This window comes from Pengzhenrongella frigida, from assembly GCF_004168625.1.
GTDB lineage: Bacteria > Actinomycetota > Actinomycetes > Actinomycetales > Cellulomonadaceae > Pengzhenrongella > Pengzhenrongella frigida.
In genome coordinates this window covers 35613-59496 of sequence record NZ_SDWW01000027.1, presented here as the reverse complement: position 1 = coordinate 59496, position 23884 = coordinate 35613, and the positions used below count along the sequence as shown (strand labels likewise).

Below are 23884 nucleotides of genomic sequence, written 5' to 3'. Positions count from 1 at the left end.
GCCCAGCTCCTGATCGACAACGACTTCTACCGCGAGGTCAACGAGATCACCCGCCGCCAGCCCCGCAGCTGACCGGGGCGACTACCAGCTGCCCCGACCGCGAAGGAGGTGCTCGGTGCGGCGCCGCAGGCCCCGACGCTTCGCCCGCCAGCCCGAGTACTCCCGCAGGTCGAGCGATGCCTTCTGAACGGCGATCGCGGACTCGTGCTCCTGCTGCGCCCAGTCGGCCACCGTCCGGATCCCCAACGCCTGCGCCGTCAGAGGCAGGCGTTTGAGGAGGTCGGCATCGCTGGCGAAGAGGGTGCGGGGCGACCGTGGATCATCCAAGTTGTCCTCGTGGATGAACGGGTAGGCCCACCCGTTCACGGCGCCCGCGCGGGCGAGGGCCACGCAGTACTGGGTGAACGACTGCCCGGTCTGCAGCAGGCCCTGGGTGCGGACCATCGACAGCGGCAGCAGGTAGCCGCTTCCCTGCACCCAGTGGTTGCGCAGGAGCTGGTGGCCGTCGCGGAACGTCTGGATCTTCGGGGTCGCCAGCGCGGGGATGAAGTCCTCGTCCAGGAAGCGCCAGCAACCGACCGCGCCGAAGTCCGGGTTGGCTTCGTGCATGTCCCGGAGCCGCTCGATCCACCCCGCCTCCGGAAGGCAGTCGTCGTCCACCTTCGACACATAGGTGCCGTCGGCCTCCGCCCAGAGCCAGTTCGTGGGGGCGGTGAGACGGACGTTCTCGCGGCTGTGGTGAAAGCGGTGCACGCGCGCGTCGTGGGCGTGCTCCTCGACCGCGGCCAGCGTCTCCTCGTCGTCGCCGTTGTGCCACAACCACACCCGGGTGTGCTCGTCGCAGGTAGACAGCAGGTGGGGGAGAGAGATCCGCACGCGCTCCGCGCTGTTGTACGTGATCATCAGAACATCGGTCACCGCGGTCATGTCTTCCTCGATCTGTCCGTGAGCCGAGCGGGTGATCTAGGCGCGTACAGGGGGTCCAAATCAGGACGGTGTGTACATCATGGGCTAATCTCGCCGAAATCGAGGAGGGCTTCCGCATGGACTTGTTCACCATACTCGGCACGTGTCTGCGCCGTTGGTACGTCGTTCTGCCAGTGCTTGCGATCTCTGGCTACTTCGCCATGCAGGCCTATGAGGCGGTCGAGCCCCAGTACACGGCGTCGACCTCCATCGTGATCTTGCCGAGCCAGACCCTGCCGGGCGAAGAGGGCGCGGTCGAGACGCCAACCCTCGAGAACCCGTACGCAGGATCGGGCGGGCCGAAGCTCGCCGCCGCCGTGCTGGCGAAGAACATCGACAGCTCCTCGTTCCGCGACCGGCTCGGCATGGCGCCCGACGACACCTCCACGTTCGAGGCTTCGGTCGCCCAGACGCAGCCCATCATCACCGTGGACGCCATGGCGAACTCACCCGAGGCGGCGATCGCCACCCTGGATGCCGTGACCGAGTCCGCGCGGGTGGTGCTCGACGAGTTCCAAGCGGTGGCCGAGGCGCCCGAGGCCAAGCGTTACCTGGTCGCGGCCGCCGTTCCCGTGAGCAACGTGACCGACGTGACCCCCAGCCGGTGGCGTACGGCCGGAGCGATCCTCGTCGTCGGCGCCGGTCTCGCCGCGCTCCTGGCGGTCGCACTGGACGCTGCGCTCAAGGCGCGCCGTCGGGACGCCGTGCTCGCTGCCGACGTTCCGCCCGCTGCGCAGCAGGAGCGGCCGGAGCAGCCGGAGCCTGACGCCCGCGCCCCCGAGCGCGACGCCGCAGCGGACGAGGTCGAGTCGATCGGGAGGTCTGACGGCCGAGAGGCTGCCATCGACCCGGACGAGTCCGAGGCGTCGCCGCCCGGCCGATCGAGCAGCACGCGCGGCGGAGCTGCGCGCCCGGTGGCCATCGCGCACGCCCGAGCCTCCGTCGACCACGACAAGTGACACCGCCGTACCAGCCGCAGCATCGGCGCCCCCGACGGGAGGGGCCCTGGGTGGCGCTGCGCGCACTCCCCGTTCTCGCCCTCGTGATCCCGTCGGCGTTGATCTTCGCCGGACCGCTCGAGTCGAACGGATGGCCGCCGCGCCTGCTCGCGCTGTGGATCGCCGGAGCCGTGGTGCTCGGCTGGGTGGGTCGGCGCCGGTCGACCTCCGGCCCGTCGCCGGCCGAGACCGGGAGCTGGATCCTGTTGGGGGCCCTCGCCTGCTCGTTCGCCGCCGGTGGGATGCGAACGCTGCTGGAAGCCGAGTCCGCGGGCGCGGTTCGGGCCGCGCTCTTGATGTTCCCGCTCGTGATCGTGGCGCTCGGGATCTCGACCCTGGCCGATGCGCGCCGCAGCAACCAGCTGCTCATCGGCCTGCTCGTGGGGGCCACGATCAGTGCCGGCGTCGCGGTCGCTCAGGCCGTGACCCCGTTCGACCTCGCCCAGCTCATCCAGCTGCCCGGGATGGTGGCCCGGGAGGTCGGCGGGATGGGGGTGCGCGGATCGTTCGTCCGGGTGAAGGGTGCCGCCGCGCATCCGATCGAGCTCGGGGTGATCTGCGGTGCCATGCTGCCGGTCGCCGTGCACTTCGCCCGATTCGCTCGTTCGCACCGGGGCCGTGTCGCCGCCGGTCTGGCAGCCCTCCTTCTCGTCCTGTCCATCCCGCTGTCGGTCTCCCGCTCCGGCGTGCTCGTGGCCGTGATCTCGATGGCGGTGTACGCGGTCGTGCTCTCCAACCGGCAGCGGCTCGAGGCCCTCGTGGTGACCCTGGTGGGACTCGTCCTGCTGCGGGCAGCCATCCCGGGCCTCCTCGGCGCGGTGCGCGGGATCTTCGGCGGCGCGTCCACCGACACGAGCATCACGGCGCGGACGGACGACTATGCGGTGCTCGCGCCGATCATCCAGCAGTCACCGCTGCTCGGCCAGGGGCTGGGCACGTTCCGGCCGGAGGAGTACTTCTTCCTCGACAACCAGTACCTCCTGAGCCTCGTCGAAGGGGGTGCCGTGCTCGTCGTGGCCATGGTCGTGTTCTTTCTCATGGTCGTCGCCAGTGCGCGCGGTGCGGTGCTCCGGGCGAAGACCCCGGCGGCGGCCTCGCGGGCGCAGGCGGTCGCGGGCGGGGTGCTGGCCATCGCCGTCTCGGGAGCGTTCTTCGACCTGTTCAGCTTCGCGCAGGCCACCGTGGTGCTGTTCGTCCTCGCGGGGGTGGCGGGGGCGCTCTGGCACGACGGCGTGGCCAACGGCATCCAGATCGCGTCGCCGATCGAGCGGGTCGTGCAGGTCCCGGCCGACGTCGCTTCCTGACCCGATCTGGCAAGAACTCGGCGCGCGGCACAAATCACCCGATCCGCGGGCCACGATCATGCGTCTGGCCCGGGATGATGGGGGCACATCATCCCAAATGTGGGCATGCTGACCCGTGTGCTGACGGTTGTGACTGGCCGTGCTGCGGGTCGCCGTCGGCGAGACCCTGAGGAAGACGAATGACCCCCTCAACGCACCTGGTGCGCCGGCTGCACGCATGGCTGATTGTGATCGTCACGACCCTAGGGCTGGGAACGCTGACCGCGGCTCCGGCAGCGGCTGCGGACCCCGTCACGTACGAGGGGCCGCGCTATGCCGCGGTGGAAGGCGCGCCGCCGTCGGCCGACAAGCCGCAGAGCAAGCTCTGGTTCGCCGAGGGTTCGTGGTGGGCCGTCATGCGGACCTCGGCCGGACCGGTCACGGTGCACCGACTCACTGCCGTGCACTCATGGGTCGACACGGGCGTCGTCGTCGACGACCGCGCCGCGAGCACGGCCGATGTCCTGTACGAGGGCGGGAAGGTCTTCCTCACCAGCAGGGTCGCCTCGGGCGCGATGGAAGTTCTCCGCCTGTCGTTCGACCAGGGCACGCAGCTCTGGGTGGTCGACCCGGGTTTCCCGGTGTCGCCGACCACCGCCGGATCGGAGTCGGCCTCGATCGCGCGGGACTCGGTCGGTCGGCTCTGGGTGACCTGGACGTCCCTGTCGAGGGTGTGGGTCTCGCACACCACGACGTCGGATCTCGACTGGACGGTGCCGGTCCGGGTACCCGTGCCGGACTCGTCGGTGGCAGCTGACGACATCTCCGCGCTCGTGGCGTTCGGGGGGAAGATCGGCATCATGTGGTCCGACCAGGTCAGCCTTGCGTTCCGGTTCGCGGTCCATGAGGACAGCCAGCCCGACACGGTCTGGACCATGGAGACACCGCTGTCCGGGCCGGGACTTGCGGACGACCACATCAATCTCAAGTCCCTCGTCGACGACGGCGGTCGGATCTACGCTGCCGTCAAGACCTCGCTCAACGACACCGGCGAGGTTGGCTCCGAGCCGTCGATCATGGTGCTCAGCCGTGCCGCCGACGGTACGTGGGCGTCCGCCGTGGCCGCACGAGTGAGTGACGACATGACCCGGCCCCAGTTGGTGATCGACGCGACCAATCGCGAGCTCTACCTGTTGATGACCTCGCCGACGAACGGCGGCGGCGACGTCTACTACAAGCACACCGCCATGTCGAACATCGCATTCGCGCCGGGTTCGGGGAACCTCTTCGTCTCCTGGCCCGGGGTCCGGGTCAACAACGTCGCCACCGCCAAGAACCCGGTCACGGCGGCGACCGGACTGGTGGCCGTGGCGACCGACGACACGAACTTCCGCTACTACCACTCCGAGCTTGCGTTGAGCGTGCCGCCGCCGGTGGATGCGACTGCGCCGTCGGTTCCGGTGGGGGTGCAGGCGGTTTCGTCGGTGTCGGATCGGGTGGACGTGTCGTGGGGGTTGTCGTCGGACGCGGTGGGGGTGACGGGGTATCGGGTGCTGCGGGACGGCCTGTTGGTGGCCACGGTGGTCGGGACGTCATTCACGGACACGGGGCTGGCTGCGTCCACGTCGTACGCGTACACCGTGGCGGCCTTCGATGCGGCGGGGAACACGTCGGCGCCGTCGGAGCCGACGAGCGTGACGACGCCCGGTGTGGTGGTGAGCGCGCCGGGGTTCCATGGTGCGTCGGCGGCGTCGACGGCGAGCGGGTCGACGGTGTCGGCTCCGCTTCCGGTGGGGGCGGTGGCCGGTGATGTGCTGGTGGCGGTGGTCTCGATCCGGGGGCAGGTCGAGATCACGCCTCCGGCGGGGTGGACGTTGGTGCGTAGCGACAACAACCTGTCCACGACGATGCGGCAGGGAATCTACACCACGACGGTCGGGGCGGATGCGCCGGCGAGCTGGACGTTCCGGTTGGCGCGGTCGATCTCGACGGCGGTGCAGGTGCTCGCGTACGGCGGGGTCGATCCAGTCGATCCCGTTGTCGCGCATGACGGGATCGTGCGGGCGTCGGGGTCCACGTTGACGACACCGGCGCTGGTGGCGCCGGCGGGGTCGATGGTGGTCGGGGTGTTCACCTCGGCGCGGGTCACGACGTTCACGACGGTGGGGGATCTGGTCGAGCGGACCGAGGTGACCAATTCGGGGTCCTCGCGGCTGACGACGTCCGCCGCGGACACGACGTCGAGCGCCGGGCCCCTGACCAGCACGGCGAGCGGGTCCGCGGCGTCCATCACCCAGATCCTCGCCCTGCGGAGCAACGGAGCGTCGCCGCCGGTGGATGCGACTGCGCCGTCGGTTCCGGTGGGGGTGCAGGCGGTTTCGTCGGTGTCGGATCGGGTGGACGTGTCGTGGGGGTTGTCGTCGGACGCGGTGGGGGTGACGGGGTATCGGGTGCTGCGGGACGGCCTGTTGGTGGCCACGGTGGTCGGGACGTCATTCACGGACACGGGGCTGGCTGCGTCCACGTCGTACGCGTACACCGTGGCGGCCTTCGATGCGGCGGGGAACACGTCGGCGCCGTCGGAGCCGACGAGCGTGACGACGCCCGGTGTGGTGGTGAGCGCGCCGGGGTTCCATGGTGCGTCGGCGGCGTCGACGGCGAGCGGGTCGACGGTGTCGGCTCCGCTTCCGGTGGGGGCGGTGGCCGGTGATGTGCTGGTGGCGGTGGTCTCGATCCGGGGGCAGGTCGAGATCACGCCTCCGGCGGGGTGGACGTTGGTGCGTAGCGACAACAACCTGTCCACGACGATGCGGCAGGGAATCTACACCACGACGGTCGGGGCGGATGCGCCGGCGAGCTGGACGTTCCGGTTGGCGCGGTCGATCTCGACGGCGGTGCAGGTGCTCGCGTACGGCGGGGTCGATCCAGTCGATCCCGTTGTCGCGCATGACGGGATCGTGCGGGCGTCGGGGTCCACGTTGACGACACCGGCGCTGGTGGCGCCGGCGGGGTCGATGGTGGTCGGGGTGTTCACCTCGGCGCGGGTCACGACGTTCACGACGGTGGGGGATCTGGTCGAGCGGACCGAGGTGACCAATTCGGGGTCCTCGCGGCTGACGACGTCCGCCGCGGACACGACGTCGAGCGCCGGGCCCCTGACCAGCACGGCGAGCGGGTCCGCGGCGTCCATCACCCAGATCCTCGCCCTGCGGAGCAACGGAAGCTGACAGGCCGCGTTCTTCAACCGCGCCGCGGCCTCGGCCTCACCCAAACGCGTTCGGGTACCCGATCCCGTCAATCAATCAATGCCGCCCCATGCGCTGGGCCTTCTTTCGCCAATAGGGGCGGCCGGCAGTCAGTCGCGCGGTCCTGACCGTCGGGGCGCGAGGATCCGCTAAAGAGAGCCCGGGCTCACCGGGAGCAACGAGCAATGGGCCAGTCGCGCCCTTCTTTCGTGCGGGCCGAGAATGGTTCCGATAGATTTCGGCGGGAATTCGCGAGGGGCGCATTGATTCCTTCTGCGACTGCGAGACTCCCGCCTTGCTCACGGGTTGAGCGGGTGAGTTCTGCCCCCGACGCGGTGGTCTCGCCTGACGTCCGTGCGCCTCGTAGGGGCCGCATGGCCCCAGCGTGCTCCTTGGGTTCTCTTCGTGACAAATCCCTTGTGTGGGTGACAACTCGGACAAAACTGACGTTCACCTGCCCCTTCTTCGCACAGGCTCGACACAACTCATCCGCATGGGCCGAGCACTCTTGGAAGTGATCCCGCTACTCGGACGTCACCCCATGGAGTTCTCATGCACTTCGCTGTCAGCAAGAAGAGGGCGCAGCTTCCTGCGTTCTCGCTCTTGGCATTGTTCGTTTCCGTCGCTCTGAGTGGGGGACTCATCGGCGCATCGAGCGCGAGCGCCGCTGAACCGGTGTACCCGGTGGGCGGTGTCGTGCAGGCGAAGGCCGAGACGCAGGTGTTCTCCTCGGGATCCGGCGACATCGCCGACGACCCGGCGATTTGGGTCAACCCGACCGACTCCAGCAAGTCGGTCGTGATCGGCTCGAAGAAGGCGGCCTCCGGCGGCGGCCTTGCGGTCTACGACCTGAGCGGCGCGCAGATCCAGTTCCTGTCCGCAGGTGAGCTGAACAACGTCGACATCCGCACGGTCGGCGGGAAGGTCGTCGTCGTTGCGTCGAACCGCACCGACAACACCCTTAAGTACTTCTTCCTCGACCCCACCACGCGGGTGCTCTCGGCGGCGGGCTCCACCGCTGTCGGGTTTGAGCCGTACGGCACCTGCCTGTACGTCAGCCCGACGGACGGGGGCGTGTACGCCTTCGTCACACAGTCGACGACGACGTCCGGCCAGTTCGACCAGTTCAAGCTGAGCGTGGGAACTGCCGTGACCGGCGCCAAGGTCCGGGACATGAGCACGTCGTCGCAGTCCGAGGGCTGCGTGGCTGACGATGCATCCAAGTCGGTGTTCCTGGCACAGGAGGACGCGGGGATCTACCGCTACTCGGCCGATCCGACCGGCGGCACCAGCCGAACCACGGTGGACCTCGTCTCGGGGCCGAACCTGGCCGCGGACGCCGAGGGCCTGACGATCGCCTACACGCCCACCGGGAACTACCTGGTTGCGTCGTCCCAGGGTGACTCGCGGTTCGCCGCGTACAACCTCGCAGCCCCGTACGCGCACCGTGCGCAGTTCACGGTCGGCTCGAGCGGCACTGTCGATTCCGTCTCCGGGACCGACGGCATGGCGATCGCGACCGTCCCGATGGGGCCGCTGTACCCGAACGGGCTGGTCGTCGTCCACGACACGGCGAACTCCGGGGCGAGCGTGTCGAACTTCAAGTACGCGGACGCCGGTCGCGTGTTCGGGGCGGTGGGCACGCCGGTTTCGACCCCGACGCCGACTCCCACACCGACGCCGACCCCCACGCCGACCCCGGCTCCGGTGCCGGTGGCAGTCCCCGCCGCGCCCACGAACGTGGTCGCCACCAAGGTGGCCGGTGAGAACAAGATCACGATCTCGGCGAACGCCGTCGCGGGTGCGACGTCGTACGTCTTCACCGAGACGACGTCCCGCTGGGAGCTGACGACGCCGACCCGTACGTCGGGGATCCTGGCGACCAACCGGACCTACTCCTACAGCGTGGCTGCGAAGAACAGCGCGGGCACGTCGGCAGCGGTTGCTGCGAGCCCGGTCACGCTCGGCACGGTCACGGCTCCGGCTTCGGTGCCCGCGCCGGCTCCTGCTCCCGCTCCGGCACCTGCCCCGGCTCCGGCTCCGGCTCCGGCCCCCGCGCCGGCCGCGACGGTGGGCTATCCCACCGCCGCCACGACGGGCGTTCCCGCGGGAACGGTCTTGAAGGCTTCCGGTTCGCTCAACATCACCACGCCCGGCGCGGTGATCGACGGGTTGCTGGTCACCGGCACGATCACGGTGTCGGCCGACAACGTGACGATCAAGAACACCCGGTTGATGAACACCGGGTCGATCCCGATCCGGAACAAGGCCAAGAACTTGCTGGTCGTGGACACCGAGATCAACGGTCAGGGCAAAGGCATCCCGGCGGTGGCGTACAACAACTACACGCTGCGTCGGGTGAACATCCACCACGTCGCTGAGGGTCCGCGGATCGCGGGCGGCAACGTGACGATCGAGGACTCCTACCTGCACCACATGGTCCAGGTCGGCTCGAACCACACCGACGTCATCCAGGCCGTGTCCGGGTCGAACATCGTGCTGCGCCACAACACGCTGCTCGCCTACAACCCGGACACCGGGGTCAAGGGCAACGCGTCGTTCATGTACGGCGAGGACGACGGTGCGTTGCGTAGCTGCACGGTAGAGAACAACTACATGAACGGTGGCAACTACACCGTCAACGGTGGCGGGAGCGGAACCACCGGTGCGGCTTGCTCGTTCACGAGCAACAAGTTCGGCAAGGACCACCGGTATGGAATCCAGGCCAACGTCGGACCGAACTCCGTCTGGGCCTCGAGCAACGGGTACCTGTGATCGTTGCCGCACGCTTCAACAATCCTGACCTGGCATAGTTCAGGATCCAGCCGCCCGCCCGAGCATCGAAAGATGCTCGGGCGGGCGGCTTTGTCGACGTTGAATTTCGGTGGCTCGCGTGCTCTCGCTGCAATTGCTGAGACCCCCCCCCGGCTCCCGTCGGAGGGAGGTCTGCGGAGTGCCGCGCATGTCGACCCTCAGGCGGGACCCCGGTGGCCCCGCCGAGTGCGGTGACTCGAGTGACGAACCGGACGAACGATTTGCGAGGGTGGCAAAGCGGACATAATTGGTGCCAGCCTGTGCGTGTCTCGCACAGCGACCACACATTTCGTTCGCATGTGCAAGGCAGGGTTGGTGGCGATCCCGTTACCCAACTCAACGGAGCTTCACATGCACTTCACCGTCAGCAAGAAGGCAACCCAGCGCACCGCATTGTCATTCGTGGCATTGTTGGTCTCTGCCGCAGTTGGCGGGGGCCTCGTAGGAATTCCCAGTGCCGCAGCGGCCGTGCCTGCTGCCGCAGTCCAAGCGGTCACGCCGGTCTATCCCGACGCGACCACGACGGGCGTTCCCGCGGGAACGGTCCTCAAGGCTTCCGGTTCGCTCAACATCACCACGCCTGGCGCGGTGATCGACGGGTTGCTGGTCACCGGCACGATCACGGTGTCGGCCGACAACGTGACGATCAAGAACACCCGGTTGATGAACACCGGGTCGATCCCGATCCGGAACAAGGCCAAGAACTTGCTGGTCGTGGACACCGAGATCAACGGTCAGGGCAAAGGCATCCCGGCGGTGGCGTACAACAACTACACGCTGCGTCGGGTGAACATCCACCACGTCGCTGAGGGTCCGCGGATCGCGGGCGGCAACGTGACGATCGAGGACTCCTACCTGCACCACATGGTCCAGGTCGGCTCGAACCACACCGACGTCATCCAGGCCGTGTCCGGGTCGAACATCGTGCTGCGCCACAACACGCTGCTCGCCTACAACCCGGACACCGGGGTCAAGGGCAACGCGTCGTTCATGTACGGCGAGGACGACGGCGCCGTGCGCAGCTGCACGGTTCAGAACAACTACATGAACGGTGGCAACTACACCGTCAACGGTGGAGGCAGCGGCACGAAGGGCGCGGCCTGCTCGTTCTCGGACAACAAGTTCGGCAAGAACTACCGATACGGCATCAAGGCAAACATCGGCCCGAACTCGGTCTGGGCAGCGAGCAACGCACTCCTGTAGCTCCGTCCGGCGTTGCTCAGCGTCCTGCCCTGACCCGGTCCAGGACCCGCCGCCCACCAGAGCGTCGCGACGCTCCGGTGGGCGGCTCGACGCGTGAGGTCCGGGCCAAGGCCTGGCGGTAGGCAGCAAGCAGTGCGGGCGCGGAGTGCTCCCACGAGAAGGTCGACTCGAACCGTTCGTGTCCGATCGCACCCATCCGTGCCCGCTGAGCCTCGTCATCGAGGAGCTCGGCAATTCCGTCGGCGAGGGACTCGGCATCGTTGGGTCGGGCGTAGAGGCTCGCGCCGCCGGCCGAGACTCGACCCTCGCGCAGGTCGAACTGGACGATCGGCTTGCCGAGCGCCATGTACTCGAGGATCTTGTTCATCGTCGAGATGTCGTTCATCTCGTTCCACTCGTCGGGGTTTACGCACAGGTCGGCAGTGGTCAGCAGTGCCGCAAGCACCTCCTCGCTGACCCGGCCGAGCAGCGCGACGTTGTCCGCGAGGCCCAGCTCCGCAACCCGGTCGACGACGCGGCTGAATTCCGGACCGGACCCGGCGAGGGTGAACTGGACATCGGTCCGCCCCCGCTTGTTCACCAGGAGGTCAGCGGCCTCGAGCAGGTAGTCGATGCCCTCCTGGATCCCCATCACGCCCACGTACGCCACCAGGTACTGCTTGCCGCGGCGAAGTTCAGGGTCCACCTGTGCGGCCGCGAAGCGCGACAGGTCAGGCCCGGACCGCACGACGAAGACGTCGTCAGGCGACATCCCGCCCCGCTCGACGGCGATCCGACGATAGCTCTCGTTGGTTGCCATGGAGACGGTGGCGCCCGAGAACGTCCACCGCTCCAGCAGCTCGGCGAACCGGACGATCCTGCTGCCGCGGCGCCGCCCCTTCGCTATCAGGAGCTCAGGAGACGCGTCGTGGTGGTCGAAGATGAAGCGGGTCCCCGTCAGCAAACGGAACGGTAGTGCGACCAGGAACAGCAGATCCGGCGGGTTGCACGCCTGGATGACGTCGATGCGGCCGGCCCGCGCGACCTTGATCGCCAAGACGAGCTGGGACACGAGCGCCTGCGGGTACTCGATCAGGTATCCCGCGGTGCGGCGCGCCTCGAACGGGCTCGGGTACCGGTAGATCCGGACGCCCTCGAGGGTCTGGAAGGACTCGGGGTGCTGGGTCGACTTCGGGCAGATGACGCTGACGTCGTATCCCGCCTCCTGGAGCGTTCGCGCCTCCTGCCAGACCCGGCGGTCGAACGGCACAGCGAGGTTCTCGACGAGGATCAAGATCCGCCGACGCCGCGAAGACGTAGGCGGCGCGTGGCTCACGAGGCGCGAGAGCTTGACCATCTCGGCCACGGAGATGGACCGGCGGATCACGTCGTCGGCGAACGCCGCATACACCGACTGAGCGGCTTCGAACGACCGGTCGTCGTCTGCCGCCACGACGCTCTGCGGCAGTGAGAGGACGTCCGTGGCCGTGTCGCCGTGCAAGAACTCGGGGGAGAACGCGACCCCGAACTCGTCGGGCCAGGACTTGCCGGAGCTGTGCTCGAGCAGCGGACCGATCTCGTGTGCGACCGTGCCGGGCGGCACCGTCGACGTGATGTGAATCAGGCGCCAGCCGTCGAGGTGTGCCATCGTGCCGCCGATCTCGGCGATGACTCTCCGGACGTCCTGCAGGTGGACGTCGCCGTCGCGGCCCGAGGGAGTCCCGACGCACACCAGCACGACGTCGGCGGCGGCGACCGCACCGGCGATGTCGCTCGTCGCCCACAGGTGGCCTGCGCGGACCTCAGCCCGGACCATCTCGTCGAGGCGGATCTCGGTGATGGGGCTCGCGACCTCGTTCAGCTGGCCGATCTTCACCGGGTTCACGTCCACGCCGATGACCGTGTGACCGGTCTGGGTGAGGCACGCGCCCGTGACCGTCCCGACGTCTCCCAACCCCACCACGGCGATCTTCATGTCGAGCCCTCTCGTTCCTGTTCGAAGGCACGCGGTGCCGACTTCCCACTGTCCCGCTGCGGTCTGCGCCAAGTCTGCCCCAATTGGGCCGACTTCTTTGCTTTGGGCACCGGAGCCTGCCGAGACTCGCCTCGACGCGCCACGCCGTTGGCGGGCGACCGTGCGCCGACCCGTCGCGCCGCCGGGGTGGTCGAGTCGCCGGCCGAGGGGGGTCGGTCGCCCGCGAGAGTTTTCACCCCGGGTTCACCGAGCGTTGGTTTCGAATGGCTGCGGGGATATGTCCGGCCTAATAGCGTCGAAGCGACGTCGGAAAATGACTCGGCCATGAGTCGGGGGACCGGCGCGCGTCTTTCGGAGGTCACCTATGACCGTTCATGAACCCCCCGGGCGCCCGGACAGTATCGTCGAGGTCCAGCCGCGCGGCGAGGAATTCGTGGGTGAATACTCCGGGGGTGAACCGGTAGTGCTCGCCCACGACTACGCCACGCAGCGCGGAGGCGCCGAGCGGGTGGCATTAATGATGTCGCATGCGTTTCCCCAAGCGCCGATGTACACCACGTTGTATGACCCCATCGGCACGTTCCCGGAATTTGGCGATCTGGACCTGCGGCGGTGCGGGATCGATCGGCTGGCCGTGCTCCGACGCAACCATCGGCTCGCTTTGCCGTTGCTCGCCTCGGCCGTGACCTCCACGCGAATCGACACCGGTGTGCTGCTGGCGAGCTCGTCCGGCTGGGCCCATGGCTTCAAGACCAAGGGGCGCAAGATCGTGTACTGCCACGCGCCGGCACGCTGGCTGTACCAGCGCGAGCGCTACCTGGGGCCGCAGAACGATGACCGCGCCCGGGAGGGTGCGCGCCGGTGGGTGGCGGCTCGCGCCCTCGGGCTCATGGGCCCGGCGCTGCGCCGATGGGACCTCGATGCGGCCTTGAGTGCGGACAGGTACCTGGCCAACTCCACGGTCACGGCTCGGGCCGTGCACGACCTGTACGGCATCGAGGCCGAGATTCTTCCGCCGCCGCCCGCGATCCTGCCCGCCGGCCCCGCGACGGCGGTCACCGGTCTCGAGCCCGGCTTCCTGCTGTGCGTCGCGCGGCTGCTGCCCTACAAGAACGTCGACGTCGTCGTGGAGGCGGTCCGCCGCAGTCCTGGACGGCGCCTGGTGATCGTGGGGGACGGGCCCGACCGGAGCCGACTCGAGGAGATGACGCACGCGGACCCTCGAGTCCGTCTTCTCGGCCGGGTCCCGGACGCTGAGCTGAGGTGGCTCTACGAGAACTGCGCGGCCCTCGTCGCTGCTTCCTATGAGGATTTTGGTCTGTCCCCGCTCGAAGCGGCGGCGTTCGGTCGTCCCTCGATCGTGCTGCGCGACGGCGGCTATTTGGATACCGTCAAGGATTCGATCACCGGCGAGTTCTTTGACGCGCCCGAACCGGACCCCGTCGCCGGGGCCATCGAACGGGCCCTGGCCCGCGACTGGGACACGGCTTCTCTGCAAGAACACGCTCGAGCTTTCGCAGAACCTCGATTTGTCGCACGACTCCGGACCGTGGTCGAGGAGGAGCGCAGCCGGGCTTGAGCCCCCGGGCAACACCGGCAAGTGACCCCAGCGAAAGGCGCGGCATGACACTCCGAGAACTCGTCAGGACGGTGCGGTTCAGCCGCTGGCTGGTCATTGTTTCGGTCGTTCTCGCGCTTGCCGGTGCGTGGCTCTACCTGTCGCGGCAGGAACCTGCCTACGTCGCGCACGCCACCGTTCAGCGGGTGGGCACCGAGGCACTGGCCGGGGCAGGGGTGCAGCTCGACAGCGATCCGAGCCTCGTCTCGGGTGCGGACGTCGCGACCGCCGCCGCGACCGCCCTCGGCGACGGTCGTCGCGCCGCCGAGATCGCCGGGCGGTCGACCGCCGCGTACGCGGGTGCCACGGAGAGTCTCGTCACGATCTCGGTCGCCAGCGACGACCCTGCGGACGCGGTCGCCGCCACGAATGCCGTCGCGGCGGCGTACGTGGCGGAGCTGCAGTCGCGGTTCGACCTTGAGGTCGCGGGGCTCCAGTCCCGGCTCGACGTCCTCGGGGATTCCATCGAGCAGAACCAGGCGGCGGTCGATGCGAGCCGTGCCGCGCGGGGCTTCAACACGGTCGGCGGCCTGCTCGAAGCGCAGTACGCGGCCAGCATGGACCAGTACCAGACGCTGCTGTCGCAGGTCGCCGAGGCCAACGTGCTCGCGTCGCCGGCCTCGGTCCGCCAGACCGCCTCGTCGGCGGCCTTGTCCAGTGTCGCGCCGCTGACCGCCCTGCTGATCGCCGGGCTCGGCGGCCTCTTCCTCGGGATGGGCCTGGCGGTCGCGCGCGGCGGGTTGGACTCCAAGGTCCGCACGGCAGGCGGGGTGCGCCGAGCGGTCGGTGCGCCGGTCCTCGCCCGGCTGCACGGAACCGCGGTGGCGCGGCGCGGGTATGAGCGCACCGGCGACCTGCCGGTGGCCATCCGGACGGGGACGTCCTACACGCAGTCCGTGCGCGAGCTGCGCACGGCGGTGCAGGCGGCGATGGACGGCGGCACGGGTGCCGTCATCGTCGTCACCTCTGCCGACCTCGAGGCACCCCGGAGCTTCTTCGCGGCGAACCTCGCCGCGTCCTGGGCACTGAGCGGCCGCAGCGTGATCGTGCTGTCCGGGGACCTGCGTCAGCCTCGGCTCAACGCGATGCTGCCCGCACAGGAGGGCTCGTCCCGGAAGGCTCCCGCCCGGGCCGCCCGTGGGCCGAGGTCCTCCAGCACGGTGGGCCTCGCTCCCGCGCGCACGTCGATCCCTCGCCTGAGCATCCACCCGGAGCTGCGGACCGAGCTGGACCCCGCCGACTTCCTCGCCAGCGACGAGGTGCGCGACCTGGTCCAGCGGCTCCGTGCGGCCGCCGACGTCGTGATCATCGACTCCCCACCGATGCTGGTCGCCGCCGACGCGTCGATCCTGGGCGGGTACGCCGACGGGGTCCTCCTTGCCGCGACCATCGGCCAGACCGAGACCGCCGCCATCGAAGAGTCGGCAGATCGACTGCGGGCCGCGAACGCCCGGCTGCTGGGCATCGTCCTCGACGGCGGACGTGAGCGGCGAGGGACCCATGCGGCGTCCTACCCGTTCACCGGTGACTCGTCGACGCCCGCACCTGAGGGCCCCCCGGAGCCCGCTCGGAGCTCGAAGGAGCCGGCGGCCGCGCCGGCGGCCGTCCTGGTGGAGAAGGGGTGACGCGACCGCTCCGCGTCGCCGTCCTCGACCACACGGGACAGCTCGGCGGAGCGGAGCTCGCGCTCGTCCGCCTCTGCGCCGCGCTCGACCCGGAGCGGGTCGAGGTCGTGGTGGTGCTCTTCTCCTCGGGGCCGCTAGTCGCGAGGCTGACCGCGCTCGGGATCGAGGTGCACGTCCTTCCGCTCGCGGACGCGATCGCGACGACCGGTCGTCAGGAGGCCGGCACGGTGGCACGCGCCGCGCTCTCGGTGGCGACGGCGCTGCCGTTCGTGGTGCGCCTCGCCCGCCTGCTGCGCGCGATCGGCCCCGATGTGGTGCACACGACGTCCCTCAAGGCGGACCTCCTCGCCGTGCCGGTCGCGGCGCTGGTGCGCCGCCCGCTCGTCTGGCACGTCCACGACCTGGTCAACGACGACTACCTGCCCCCGCGGCTCGGACGGCTGGTGCGGGCGCTGGCGCGGCGGGTCCCGCGTCACGTCGTGGTGAACTCGCAGGCGACCGCGCGGTGCCTGCTGCCCTTGCCGCGGGGGTGGACGCTCGCGTACCCGGGGCTGGCCCCCGACCAGATCCTGCCGACCGGCCGCGCCGACCGCCGGCGCGAACCCGACCCGCCGGCGGTGGGCCTGGTCGGTCGGGTGAGCCCGACGAAGGGGCAGCGGGAGTTCGTCGAGGCCTGCGCCAAGGTCGCCGGGCAGTTTCCTGCGGTGCGCTTCCGGGTGGTGGGCTCGGCGCTGTTCGCCGAGGCGGCGTACGAACGGGGGGTCCGGGTCCTCGCCGACGACCTCGGGCTCGGCGACCGCCTGGAGTTCACCGGCTGGGTCCCGGACCCGGGGGCGGAGATGGACCGGCTGAGCGTCCTGGTGCACGCCTCACCGGTGCCCGAGCCGTTCGGTCAGGTCGTGGCAGAGGGGATGGCGCGGGGGGTGCCCGTCGTCGCGACCCGGGCAGGTGGGGTGACGGAGATCGTCGAGCCCGGTGGGGACCACGAGGCGCTCGGTGTGCTCGTCGTGCCCGGGGACGCCGCGGACCTCGCCCAGGCGATCCTGGATGTGCTCGGCGATCCGGACGCCGCGAGCCGCCGGGCGGAGGCCGCGTGGGCGTCCGTGGTGGAGCGCTTCCCCATCGCCCGCACGGCCGAGACGGTCACGGCCGTGTGGGAACGGGTCGCCGCAGGCGGTCGAGGACGTCGCCGAAGCGAGTGACCTGCGTGTCCCACGTCGGCACGTCGCCGTCGACCGGACCGAGCCCCGCGCCGCGGGGCGTGCGCTCGAGCACGTCCGCCACCGCCTCGCCGAACGCCGCGGCGGGGACGGTCGTCACCAGTGCGCTGGTCGAGTCGCGGAAGCCGGCGACCGGGGTCGAGACCACCGGCCGCCCGACGGCCCGGTACTCGTAGAGCTTGAGCGGGTCGAGGCTGTCGGTGAACGCGTCGACGATGTGCGGGACGAGCAGCACGTCGGCGTGCTGGAGGTAGGCGGGAACGGAGTCGAACGGGCGCGGCCCGAGCACGACCACGCCCGCCGAGCGCAGCGCCTGGTCGTCGACGGCGTCGAGCAGCGCGGGACCGACCAGCACCACGGTCGCCTTCGTCGACGTGCCCCGGGCGGTGAGCGCGCGCGCGGTCGCGGCGCAGGCGTCGACGTCGAACCGGTCCCGGTGGATCGTGCCGACATAGACGACCAGCCGCCCCGCGGGCAGGTCGGCGGGCCGGGGAGCCGGGGTGCGGTACAGCGCGAGGTCCACCCCGTTCGTGATGAGCGTGGTCGGTGCGCAACCCTGCTTGCGCTCGGCGAGCGCGGGGGAGCACACCGTGACCTCGACGCACCTGTCGAGCAGGAGGCGCTCGTTCGCGACCAGACGCTCGGCCTCGGCGCGGTTCCGGTGCGCCGCCGTCCAGTCGTCCGTGATGTCGTACAGGGCCGGCCACGCCGTCACCTCGAGCCAGGCCGCGGCCGACGGGTCGTTGACCCACAGTGCGCCGACCTTCATGCCGAGCCGACGGGAGGCGCGCTGGACACCGCGGGCGAGGCGCCGGTCGGCGTGGGGGTCGAGACGCCGAGGGAGCGGTTTGGTCAGCTGCAGGAGCCACAGCCGTCCGTCCCCGACCCCGTCCAGCGGCGGACCGGGTCGGAGCCCGTCCCCGCGGCGGGGCGGCCCGCGGCGGATCAGCGCATGCAGCGGGTCCGCGGGCGGTTCGACGAAGAGGACGCGAAGCCGGGGACGGGCCCGCAGCAGGCCCGCGACGAGATGCTGGTTGCGGCGCCACATGTCGTCCCACGCCTCGAGCGAGGCGACGACGAGGTCGACCGTCGGCTCGGCCAGATCGGCACCGGCCGGGGTGGCGGCGTGCGCCCGGTGGCTCACTGGACACCCCGATAGATCTCGTCGGTCTGACGAACCTGGGCATCGAGCGTGAACGCGGTGCGCTGCCGGTCCTGCCCGGCGCGGGCGAGGGCATCGCGCCGGTGCTCGTCGGCCGCCAGGGCGCCGAGCACCGCGCCCGCCGTCGCGAAGTCCCCGGGCGGGAACATCGCGTCCTGGCCCCGGACGCCGACCGTCTCGAGGTGACCGCCCGCTGCGGACGCAACGACGGGCAGCCCGCACGCCATCGCCTCGAGCACGCTCAGTCCCAGTCCCTCGACCGGGCACGGCGCGAGCAAGAGGGCGCTGCGGCTCATCAGGGTCACCACGTCGTCGCTCGCGCCGAGGAACCGCACCGAGCGGGCGACACCGAGCGCGTCTGCGAGGGTCTCGAGCGCGCGTCGCTGCGCGCCGTCGCCCGCCACCTCCAACGTCCAGCCGGTGCCGCCCAGCCCCGAGGAGGCGAAGGCACGCAGGGCGATGTCCGTGGCCTTCTCCTGCTCGAGACGTTGCACGACGAGCACCGTGCGTCGGCGTTCGACGGCGGGCACCGCGTCGGGCCGCACGTCGACGCCGGCGTGCACGACGACGCTCGAGCCATCCACCCGGTCGGCCACGTACGTGCTGATCGCGATCTGGGCCCGGACCCGGGACCGGGCGACCGCGGCGGTCAGTCCCCGGAGCCCGCCGGTCCCGCGGGCGCGAGCGAAGTGCCGCGTGGTGACCAGCGGGACGGTGAGGGTGGAGGTCCCACCGGACCAGGCGGCGACCGTGGCACCGATCTCGGCGGCGGTCATGTGCGCGTGCACCACATCGGCACCGCGCGCCGCGTGACGCACGCGCGCGATGACGTCCAGCACAGTTGCCGCCGGCAGCACCAGGACCCGGGACTCCCCGAGTGCCGCACGCATCCGGTCGGGGTCGCCGCCGACCACCACGACGTCGTGCCCGTGCGCCGCCTGCGCCTGCGCGAGGCGGGCGACATGGCGTTCGACGCCGGCGAACCCGTCCGAGCGCACCGCGTGCACGATCCTCACGGCCTGGCCTCCAGCTCGTCGAAGAGGGCCAGGTACTGCCGCGCGACCACGTCCCAGGAATGGGGGAGGGAGCTCTCGCGCGCCGCCCGCGACATGGCGGCGAGGTCGGCGTCGACCATGGCGGTGAACCGTGCCCGCAGCTCCTCGACGTCCCGGGCGACGAGGTATCCGTTGGTGCCGTCGACGACCACGTCGGGCGCGTACCCGACGGGGGTGGCGATCACCGGGAGGCCGCAGGCCAGCGCCTCGAGCACCACGAGCGCGTTGGCCTCGTACGCGCTGGGCAGGGTGAAGACGTCGGCCGCGTGAAAGGCCGGCAGCGGGTCCACGAGCCGGCCGACCAGGTGGACGCGGTCGGCGACCCCCGCCGCGAGCGCCCAGGTACGTGCGGTCGCCACCAGGTCAGGCGTGCCTCCGACGACGAGGAGGTGCACCGAACGGGGGGTCCCGGCGAGCGCCTCGACGGCGAGGGGGAGCCCCTTCCGGTCGAACTCGTGGCCGACGAACAGCAGGCACGTCGCGCTCGCTGGCAGGGCGCCGCCGGGACAGAGCGTGGCCCGGGCCGTGCGGCGCTCGTCGGGCGTCGCCGGCCGGAACCGGCCGGTGTCCACGCCGTTGCCGATCACGACCGCCCGCGCGGCCAGGTGCGGGTAGGTCCGCCGGAGCGTCGCGCGCTCACCGTCGGTGAGATTGACGACGACGCGGTGGGTGCCGGTGCGGTACCGCACGGCGTCCCGTGCGGCCGTGAACAGGTGCAGCGGGTTGCGGAGCATGCGCAGCGCATAGTGCCCCCGTGCCTTCATCGCCGCCCGCAGGATCCCGTGGTTGACGTAGACGTCTCCCACGAGCACGTCGTTGTGGCACACCGCGACCGCGTCGCCGTGGCGTCGGAGGTAGCGGCGCGCCAGGACGGTGCCGATCGTGGAGAACCACACGACCCGCGTGAGGAGGGCGAGCCTGCCCCGGATCCCCGGTCCCGGGGTGGGCAGCCAGTCGCCGTGGGCCTCCCGCATCGTGAAGCGATCGGTGTCCCGTCCGAGCGAGGCCCACTGCACCTCGAGGTGGTGCGCGACCCCGCCGACCCCGCTCCCCGGGGCGATCTCCGGGGCGATCTGGACGATCCGTCTCATGAGGTCGCGCCGGGAGCGGTGTCGGCGAGGGCGTCGGCCCGGGTGGCGACAGCGGGGTCGAAAGTGGCGTCGGTTCGGCGAGGACGCCGGGCCGGCACCGGGACCAGGCCGCGGGTGCCGACTGCCTCGGCCGCCTGCGCTCGGGCCGAGTCGAACGCCTGGGCTCCGAGGCACACCCCGACGACGAGGAACGGGACGGACACCTGCACCGCGACCCAGAACAGGTCCAGCTGCCCCTGGACGAGCCGGAGCGTGAGGATCGCGAACGCGAGGGTGCCGTACCGCGGATCGACGCGCCACAGCACGACCAGGGCGCCGATCATGAGGATGAGGAAGCCGAGCAGGCCGACGGCCCCCGCGGACGAGAGCACCTCGAGCTCGGCGTTGGGAGGTTGGAACCCGTATTCCGTGCGTCCCGTGGTCCACCACCGCAGGCCGACCCCGAACCACTCGTTGCGCTCCCAGACCTCCAGCGCCTGCGTGTACCAGGTGAGCCGCTGGTTCGCGGAGTTGAACTCGCTGCCGGAGGTGAGCTGGTCGCGGACCGAGGCGAGCGCGAACCAGAGCGCGGGGACCACCGCGAGGAGGATCGGTACGGCTCGCCGACGATCGCGGGTGTTGCGCAACGCGACGACGAGGAGCGCGATCGCCACGCCGACGAGCGCCTGGCGTGCTTGCGAGGCGATCACCCCGAGCAGGCACAGCACGAACGAGGGGTAGCTGAAGGCCGGATGCCAGCCGAGCCACGGGGGGCGGGCGAACAACGTGACAGCCGCGAAGCCCAGCACTCCGCCGATGTAGTTCTTGTGCATCGCGAACGGCCAGTCGAGGTACACGCCGCCGGTCTCCCCGACGGCCAGCTGCGTGGCGGCGTCGACGCAGGTCAGGATGGCGATCACGAGGCACGGGAGGATCAGGAGCGTCATGCCGAGCCGTGCGCGGCCCGAGCTGCCGACGGCCCAGCCCACGACCAGGGCGCCGCCCACGAGCATCCAGGCGTGGAACCACTCGACGGTGTTGGCGCGGTACGGGTTCGCGATGACCGTGAAGAGGGTCGCCGCCTGGTAGGTGAACGACAGCCACAGCATCGTGCGCATCGCGTTCGAGTACGGACGCGACCCGAGCACCAGGGCGAACCAGAAGGCCCCGAACAGGGCGAAGTCGGAGATCGACAGGTTCACGGACTCGCCACCGACCCGCTGGATGATCACGATCAGCGGCATCGCGAGCAGGGGAACGGCGGCGGGCTGATAGGTGGTGAAGGCGAGAGCGAGCACGATCACGGCCGCGCCGAGCGCGTAGGTGGGGTGGACGGGTGCCGCGAGCCCGTACGCCAGCAGCCCCGCAGCGATGAGGCCCGTCACCGCCAACCGGATCACGCTCAGGCGGTTCACCGGGCCACCGTCGGTGCGCCGGGAGGTGGTCGACGGTCCCGGCCGCCCGACAGGGCCCGTTCGGTCCGGATCGGCCCGCGCAGGTAGATCGCCGCGCGCCGGGTCGCCGATGCCCGTCGGTCCCCGCGCAGCGCGACGGCCCGGGCGCCGGCGCCGACGACGGCAGCGGCCCGGGCTGCCGCCCAGCCCAGCGTGCCGAAGTGTTTGCGCAGGTAGCGCTCTTGCGAGGCATGGAAGTGGATCTCCCGGCGCGAGGCGTCCGAGCTGGTGCCCCCGCCCAGGTGGATCGCCGTCGCGCTCGGGACGACCGCGTGCCGCCACCCCCGCTGACGTGCCCGGTACGCCCAGTCGGTCTCCTCGGCGTAGAGGAAGAACCGCTCGTCGAGGTCACCGACGTCGTCGATCGCCTCCGCGCGCAGGAGCAGCACCGAGCCGATCACGAAGTCGTCGGCAGTCCGCAGCCGGCCGAGGCCCACGGCCTCGACCCAGGCACCGACCGGCGACGGGAAGGGCCAGGCGACGCGGGCGGGTGCGCCGTGCCCGTCGACCTGCTCCGGCCCCACGCTCGCGAGGTCGGGCTCCGCGCGCAGCGCCCGGTGCAGCTCCTCGACGTCCGGGGGCTCGATCGTCGCGTCCGGGTTGAGCAGCAGCACGTCGGCGCCGGGGGACTGCCGGTGGGCCAGGGCATGGTTGACGCCCGCGGCGAAGCCGCCGTTGCAGCCGGGGTCGAGGTAGACCCCGCCAGCCAGCTCGGTGACCTCGCGGATGGTGGCCAGCGAGGAGTTGTCGACGACCGTGATCGGGTACTTGCCGACCAGCGGTGCGAGCGCCGAGCTGACCAGCTCGGGAGATCCATACGCGACGAGGACCACCTCGGGCGGCGCCGATGCCGATGCCGATGCCGGGTCGGTCGTGCCCGCGGGCGCCCGGAGCGCGACCCGCTCGTACAGCTCGCGGTAACGCTGGGCGACCACCTCCCAGGTGCACGCCACGGCCCGTTCGGGGCCGAGGGAGCGGAGGCGTCCGCCGAGCTCGTCGTCGGTGCCGATCCGCACGAGCGCGTCGCGCAGGGCGATCGGGTCGCCCGGCGGCACGAGCAGCCCGGCTCCGCCCACGACGTCGGGCAGGGCGCCGGTCGCGCTCGCCACGACGGGCGTACCGCACGCCATCGCCTCGACGGCGACCCGCCCGAACTGCTCGACCCAGCCCGGGGTCGCCAACGACGGCACGGCGAGGACGTCCAGGCTGCGATAGAAGTCGGCCAGGTCGCCGGTGTCGAGGGGGCCGCGGAACACGACGCGGTCGCCCAGCGGTCGGGCGCGTTCGACGGACGACCTCTTGGACGGGCCGTCGCCGGCGATCACGAGGGTCAGTCGGTCGTCCAGCGCGACCGCGTCGATCAGCACGTCGACACCCTTGTGCGGAGCGAGGCGACCGGCGTAGCCGACGACGACGCGGGCCGCCTCGCCCGCTCGGCCGCTGTGCCCGCGGGCGGCCTCGCCCGCTCGGCCGCTGTGCCCGTGGGCGGCCTCGCTCGCTCGGCCGCTGTGCCCGCGGGCCACGGGGAAGAAGATCTCCGGGTCGATCCCGAGCGGGATGACCTCGACGCGGCCCCGGAGCCCCTTGGCGACGGCGATGCGGCCGGCCTCGTGGTTGCACACGGAGATCGCTGCGGCGTCGCGGAGCGCTCGGTGCTCCCAGCGACGGAAGGGCCACGGGTAGACCTTGTCGATGTTCTGGGCCGAGTAGACGATGAAGGGGAGTGCGCCTCGCGGGGTGCGGGTCAGGATGCGGCGCAGGGTGCGCAGCGCGAGGATCTCGGCGGTCGCGAGCGCGAACGGCTCTTCGTGGATGTCGAGCACGTCCCAGCGCTCGCCCAGCGCGCGCCACAGCGGTCGCGGGTCGTAGACGAAGAGGGCAGGGTGCTGCCCGAGGGTCCGGACCCCACGCACGTCCTCGCCCGGGCGGGGTTCCAACGCGACGCGACGACCCCCTTCGTCCCAGCGGCGGGCCGACAGCAGCAGGACGTCGACACCCTGGGCGCGCAGCTGCCGCTCCCGGTCCCGCCAGGCGTCCACGACCGCGCTGTGTGAGACGCGCAAGACCCTCATGCCGGGATTGTTTCCCATCGGGTGGTCGATTTTTGTGGCATCGGTCGGATTTCATCCGATGCGATTCACCCGATAGCCCACCCCCGGCGATGGCAGGAATGCGTAGGTTTGCCCTGTCGCCCGGCCTGCTTGCCGAAGCCGCGTG

The 23884-nt window shown here is 70.7% G+C and carries 15 protein-coding genes; 8 read left to right on the top strand and 7 right to left on the bottom strand.

The window, feature by feature from the left end; translation table 11 throughout:
* Positions 1-81 precede the first annotated feature (81 nt).
* On the bottom strand, positions 82-927 hold the full coding sequence (locus EUA98_RS12045) for a glycosyltransferase family A protein (protein WP_130102935.1): 846 nt from the start codon (positions 925-927) through the stop codon (positions 82-84).
* A gap of 116 nt (positions 928-1043) precedes the next feature.
* Here EUA98_RS12045 and EUA98_RS12040 point away from each other — a divergent pair, with 116 nt between their 5' ends.
* From EUA98_RS12040 to EUA98_RS12020, 5 genes are all read left to right on the top strand, one after another.
* A complete protein-coding gene (locus EUA98_RS12040; RefSeq protein WP_130102934.1) occupies positions 1044-1925 on the top strand; it encodes a hypothetical protein in 882 nt (293 codons plus the stop codon).
* Positions 1926-1975: 50 nt separating this feature from the next.
* Positions 1976-3268, top strand: coding sequence for an O-antigen ligase family protein (locus tag EUA98_RS12035; protein ID WP_130102933.1), 1293 nt, complete (start codon positions 1976-1978; stop codon positions 3266-3268).
* 179 nt (positions 3269-3447) lie between these two features.
* Positions 3448-6474 carry a fibronectin type III domain-containing protein gene (locus EUA98_RS12030; protein ID WP_130102932.1) on the top strand — a complete coding sequence of 1009 codons (3027 nt, stop codon included), beginning with the start codon at positions 3448-3450 and terminating at the stop codon, positions 6472-6474.
* 570 nt (positions 6475-7044) lie between these two features.
* Positions 7045-9267: a phytase gene (locus EUA98_RS12025; protein ID WP_130102931.1), complete on the top strand. Its 2223-nt coding sequence runs from the start codon at positions 7045-7047 to the stop codon at positions 9265-9267.
* A 507-nt stretch (positions 9268-9774) separates the two neighbouring features.
* Entirely contained in the window at positions 9775-10509 is a 735-nt protein-coding gene (locus tag EUA98_RS12020; RefSeq protein ID WP_130102930.1) for a right-handed parallel beta-helix repeat-containing protein, read from the top strand.
* A gap of 16 nt (positions 10510-10525) precedes the next feature.
* On the opposite strand, the gene EUA98_RS12015 is transcribed toward EUA98_RS12020, so the two are convergent.
* Positions 10526-12463, bottom strand: coding sequence for a glycosyltransferase (locus EUA98_RS12015; RefSeq protein ID WP_130102929.1), 1938 nt, complete (start codon positions 12461-12463; stop codon positions 10526-10528).
* A gap of 364 nt (positions 12464-12827) precedes the next feature.
* Between EUA98_RS12015 and EUA98_RS12010 the strand changes: the two genes are divergently transcribed.
* Genes EUA98_RS12010 through EUA98_RS12000 form a run of 3 tightly spaced genes read left to right on the top strand, consistent with a single transcriptional unit; the run spans position 12828 to position 16908 of the window.
* Positions 12828-14042, top strand: a complete 1215-nt coding sequence (locus EUA98_RS12010; protein WP_130102928.1) for a glycosyltransferase — start codon at positions 12828-12830, stop codon at positions 14040-14042.
* A 44-nt stretch (positions 14043-14086) separates the two neighbouring features.
* A complete protein-coding gene (locus tag EUA98_RS12005; protein ID WP_130102927.1) occupies positions 14087-15706 on the top strand; it encodes a polysaccharide biosynthesis tyrosine autokinase in 1620 nt (539 codons plus the stop codon).
* The gene (locus EUA98_RS12000; RefSeq protein WP_130102926.1) at positions 15703-16908 is read left to right on the top strand and encodes a glycosyltransferase; all 1206 of its coding nucleotides are present in this window, start codon (positions 15703-15705) and stop codon (positions 16906-16908) included. Before EUA98_RS12005 ends, EUA98_RS12000 begins: the two co-directional genes overlap by 4 nt.
* Here EUA98_RS12000 and EUA98_RS11995 read toward each other — a convergent pair.
* Genes EUA98_RS11995 through EUA98_RS11975 form a run of 5 tightly spaced genes read right to left on the bottom strand, consistent with a single transcriptional unit; the run spans position 16850 to position 23739 of the window.
* Entirely contained in the window at positions 16850-18070 is a 1221-nt protein-coding gene (locus tag EUA98_RS11995) for a glycosyltransferase (RefSeq protein ID WP_242511435.1), read from the bottom strand. The two genes, EUA98_RS12000 and EUA98_RS11995, sit on opposite strands and share 59 nt — an antisense overlap.
* On the bottom strand, positions 18067-19104 hold the full coding sequence (locus EUA98_RS11990) for a glycosyltransferase family 4 protein (RefSeq protein WP_130102925.1): 1038 nt from the start codon (positions 19102-19104) through the stop codon (positions 18067-18069). The genes EUA98_RS11995 and EUA98_RS11990 overlap by 4 nt, the downstream gene beginning before the upstream one ends.
* Positions 19101-20234: a glycosyltransferase family 4 protein gene (locus tag EUA98_RS11985; RefSeq protein ID WP_130102924.1), complete on the bottom strand. Its 1134-nt coding sequence runs from the start codon at positions 20232-20234 to the stop codon at positions 19101-19103. The genes EUA98_RS11990 and EUA98_RS11985 overlap by 4 nt, the downstream gene beginning before the upstream one ends.
* Positions 20231-21628: an O-antigen ligase family protein gene (locus EUA98_RS11980; RefSeq protein WP_130102923.1), complete on the bottom strand. Its 1398-nt coding sequence runs from the start codon at positions 21626-21628 to the stop codon at positions 20231-20233. The genes EUA98_RS11985 and EUA98_RS11980 overlap by 4 nt, the downstream gene beginning before the upstream one ends.
* Positions 21625-23739 (bottom strand): glycosyltransferase, encoded by a 2115-nt coding sequence (locus EUA98_RS11975; protein WP_130102922.1) that lies wholly within the window; start codon positions 23737-23739, stop codon positions 21625-21627. The genes EUA98_RS11980 and EUA98_RS11975 overlap by 4 nt, the downstream gene beginning before the upstream one ends.
* Between the last annotated feature and the right edge of the window lie 145 nt (positions 23740-23884).

What these genes read in the sequence shown, in the direction of transcription:
- EUA98_RS12045 (WP_130102935.1), bottom strand. Translation starts at nt 927, where the DNA reads ATGACCGCGGTGACCGATGTTCTGATGATCACGTACAACAGCGCGGAG.
- EUA98_RS12040 (WP_130102934.1), top strand. Translation starts at nt 1,044, where the DNA reads ATGGACTTGTTCACCATACTCGGCACGTGTCTGCGCCGTTGGTACGTC.
- EUA98_RS12025 (WP_130102931.1), top strand. Translation starts at nt 7,045, where the DNA reads ATGCACTTCGCTGTCAGCAAGAAGAGGGCGCAGCTTCCTGCGTTCTCG.
- EUA98_RS12015 (WP_130102929.1), bottom strand. Translation starts at nt 12,463, where the DNA reads ATGAAGATCGCCGTGGTGGGGTTGGGAGACGTCGGGACGGTCACGGGC.
- EUA98_RS12030 (WP_130102932.1), top strand. Translation starts at nt 3,448, where the DNA reads ATGACCCCCTCAACGCACCTGGTGCGCCGGCTGCACGCATGGCTGATT.
- EUA98_RS11985 (WP_130102924.1), bottom strand. Translation starts at nt 20,234, where the DNA reads ATGAGACGGATCGTCCAGATCGCCCCGGAGATCGCCCCGGGGAGCGGG.
- EUA98_RS12010 (WP_130102928.1), top strand. Translation starts at nt 12,828, where the DNA reads ATGACCGTTCATGAACCCCCCGGGCGCCCGGACAGTATCGTCGAGGTC.
- EUA98_RS12005 (WP_130102927.1), top strand. Translation starts at nt 14,087, where the DNA reads ATGACACTCCGAGAACTCGTCAGGACGGTGCGGTTCAGCCGCTGGCTG.
- EUA98_RS11975 (WP_130102922.1), bottom strand. Translation starts at nt 23,739, where the DNA reads ATGAGGGTCTTGCGCGTCTCACACAGCGCGGTCGTGGACGCCTGGCGG.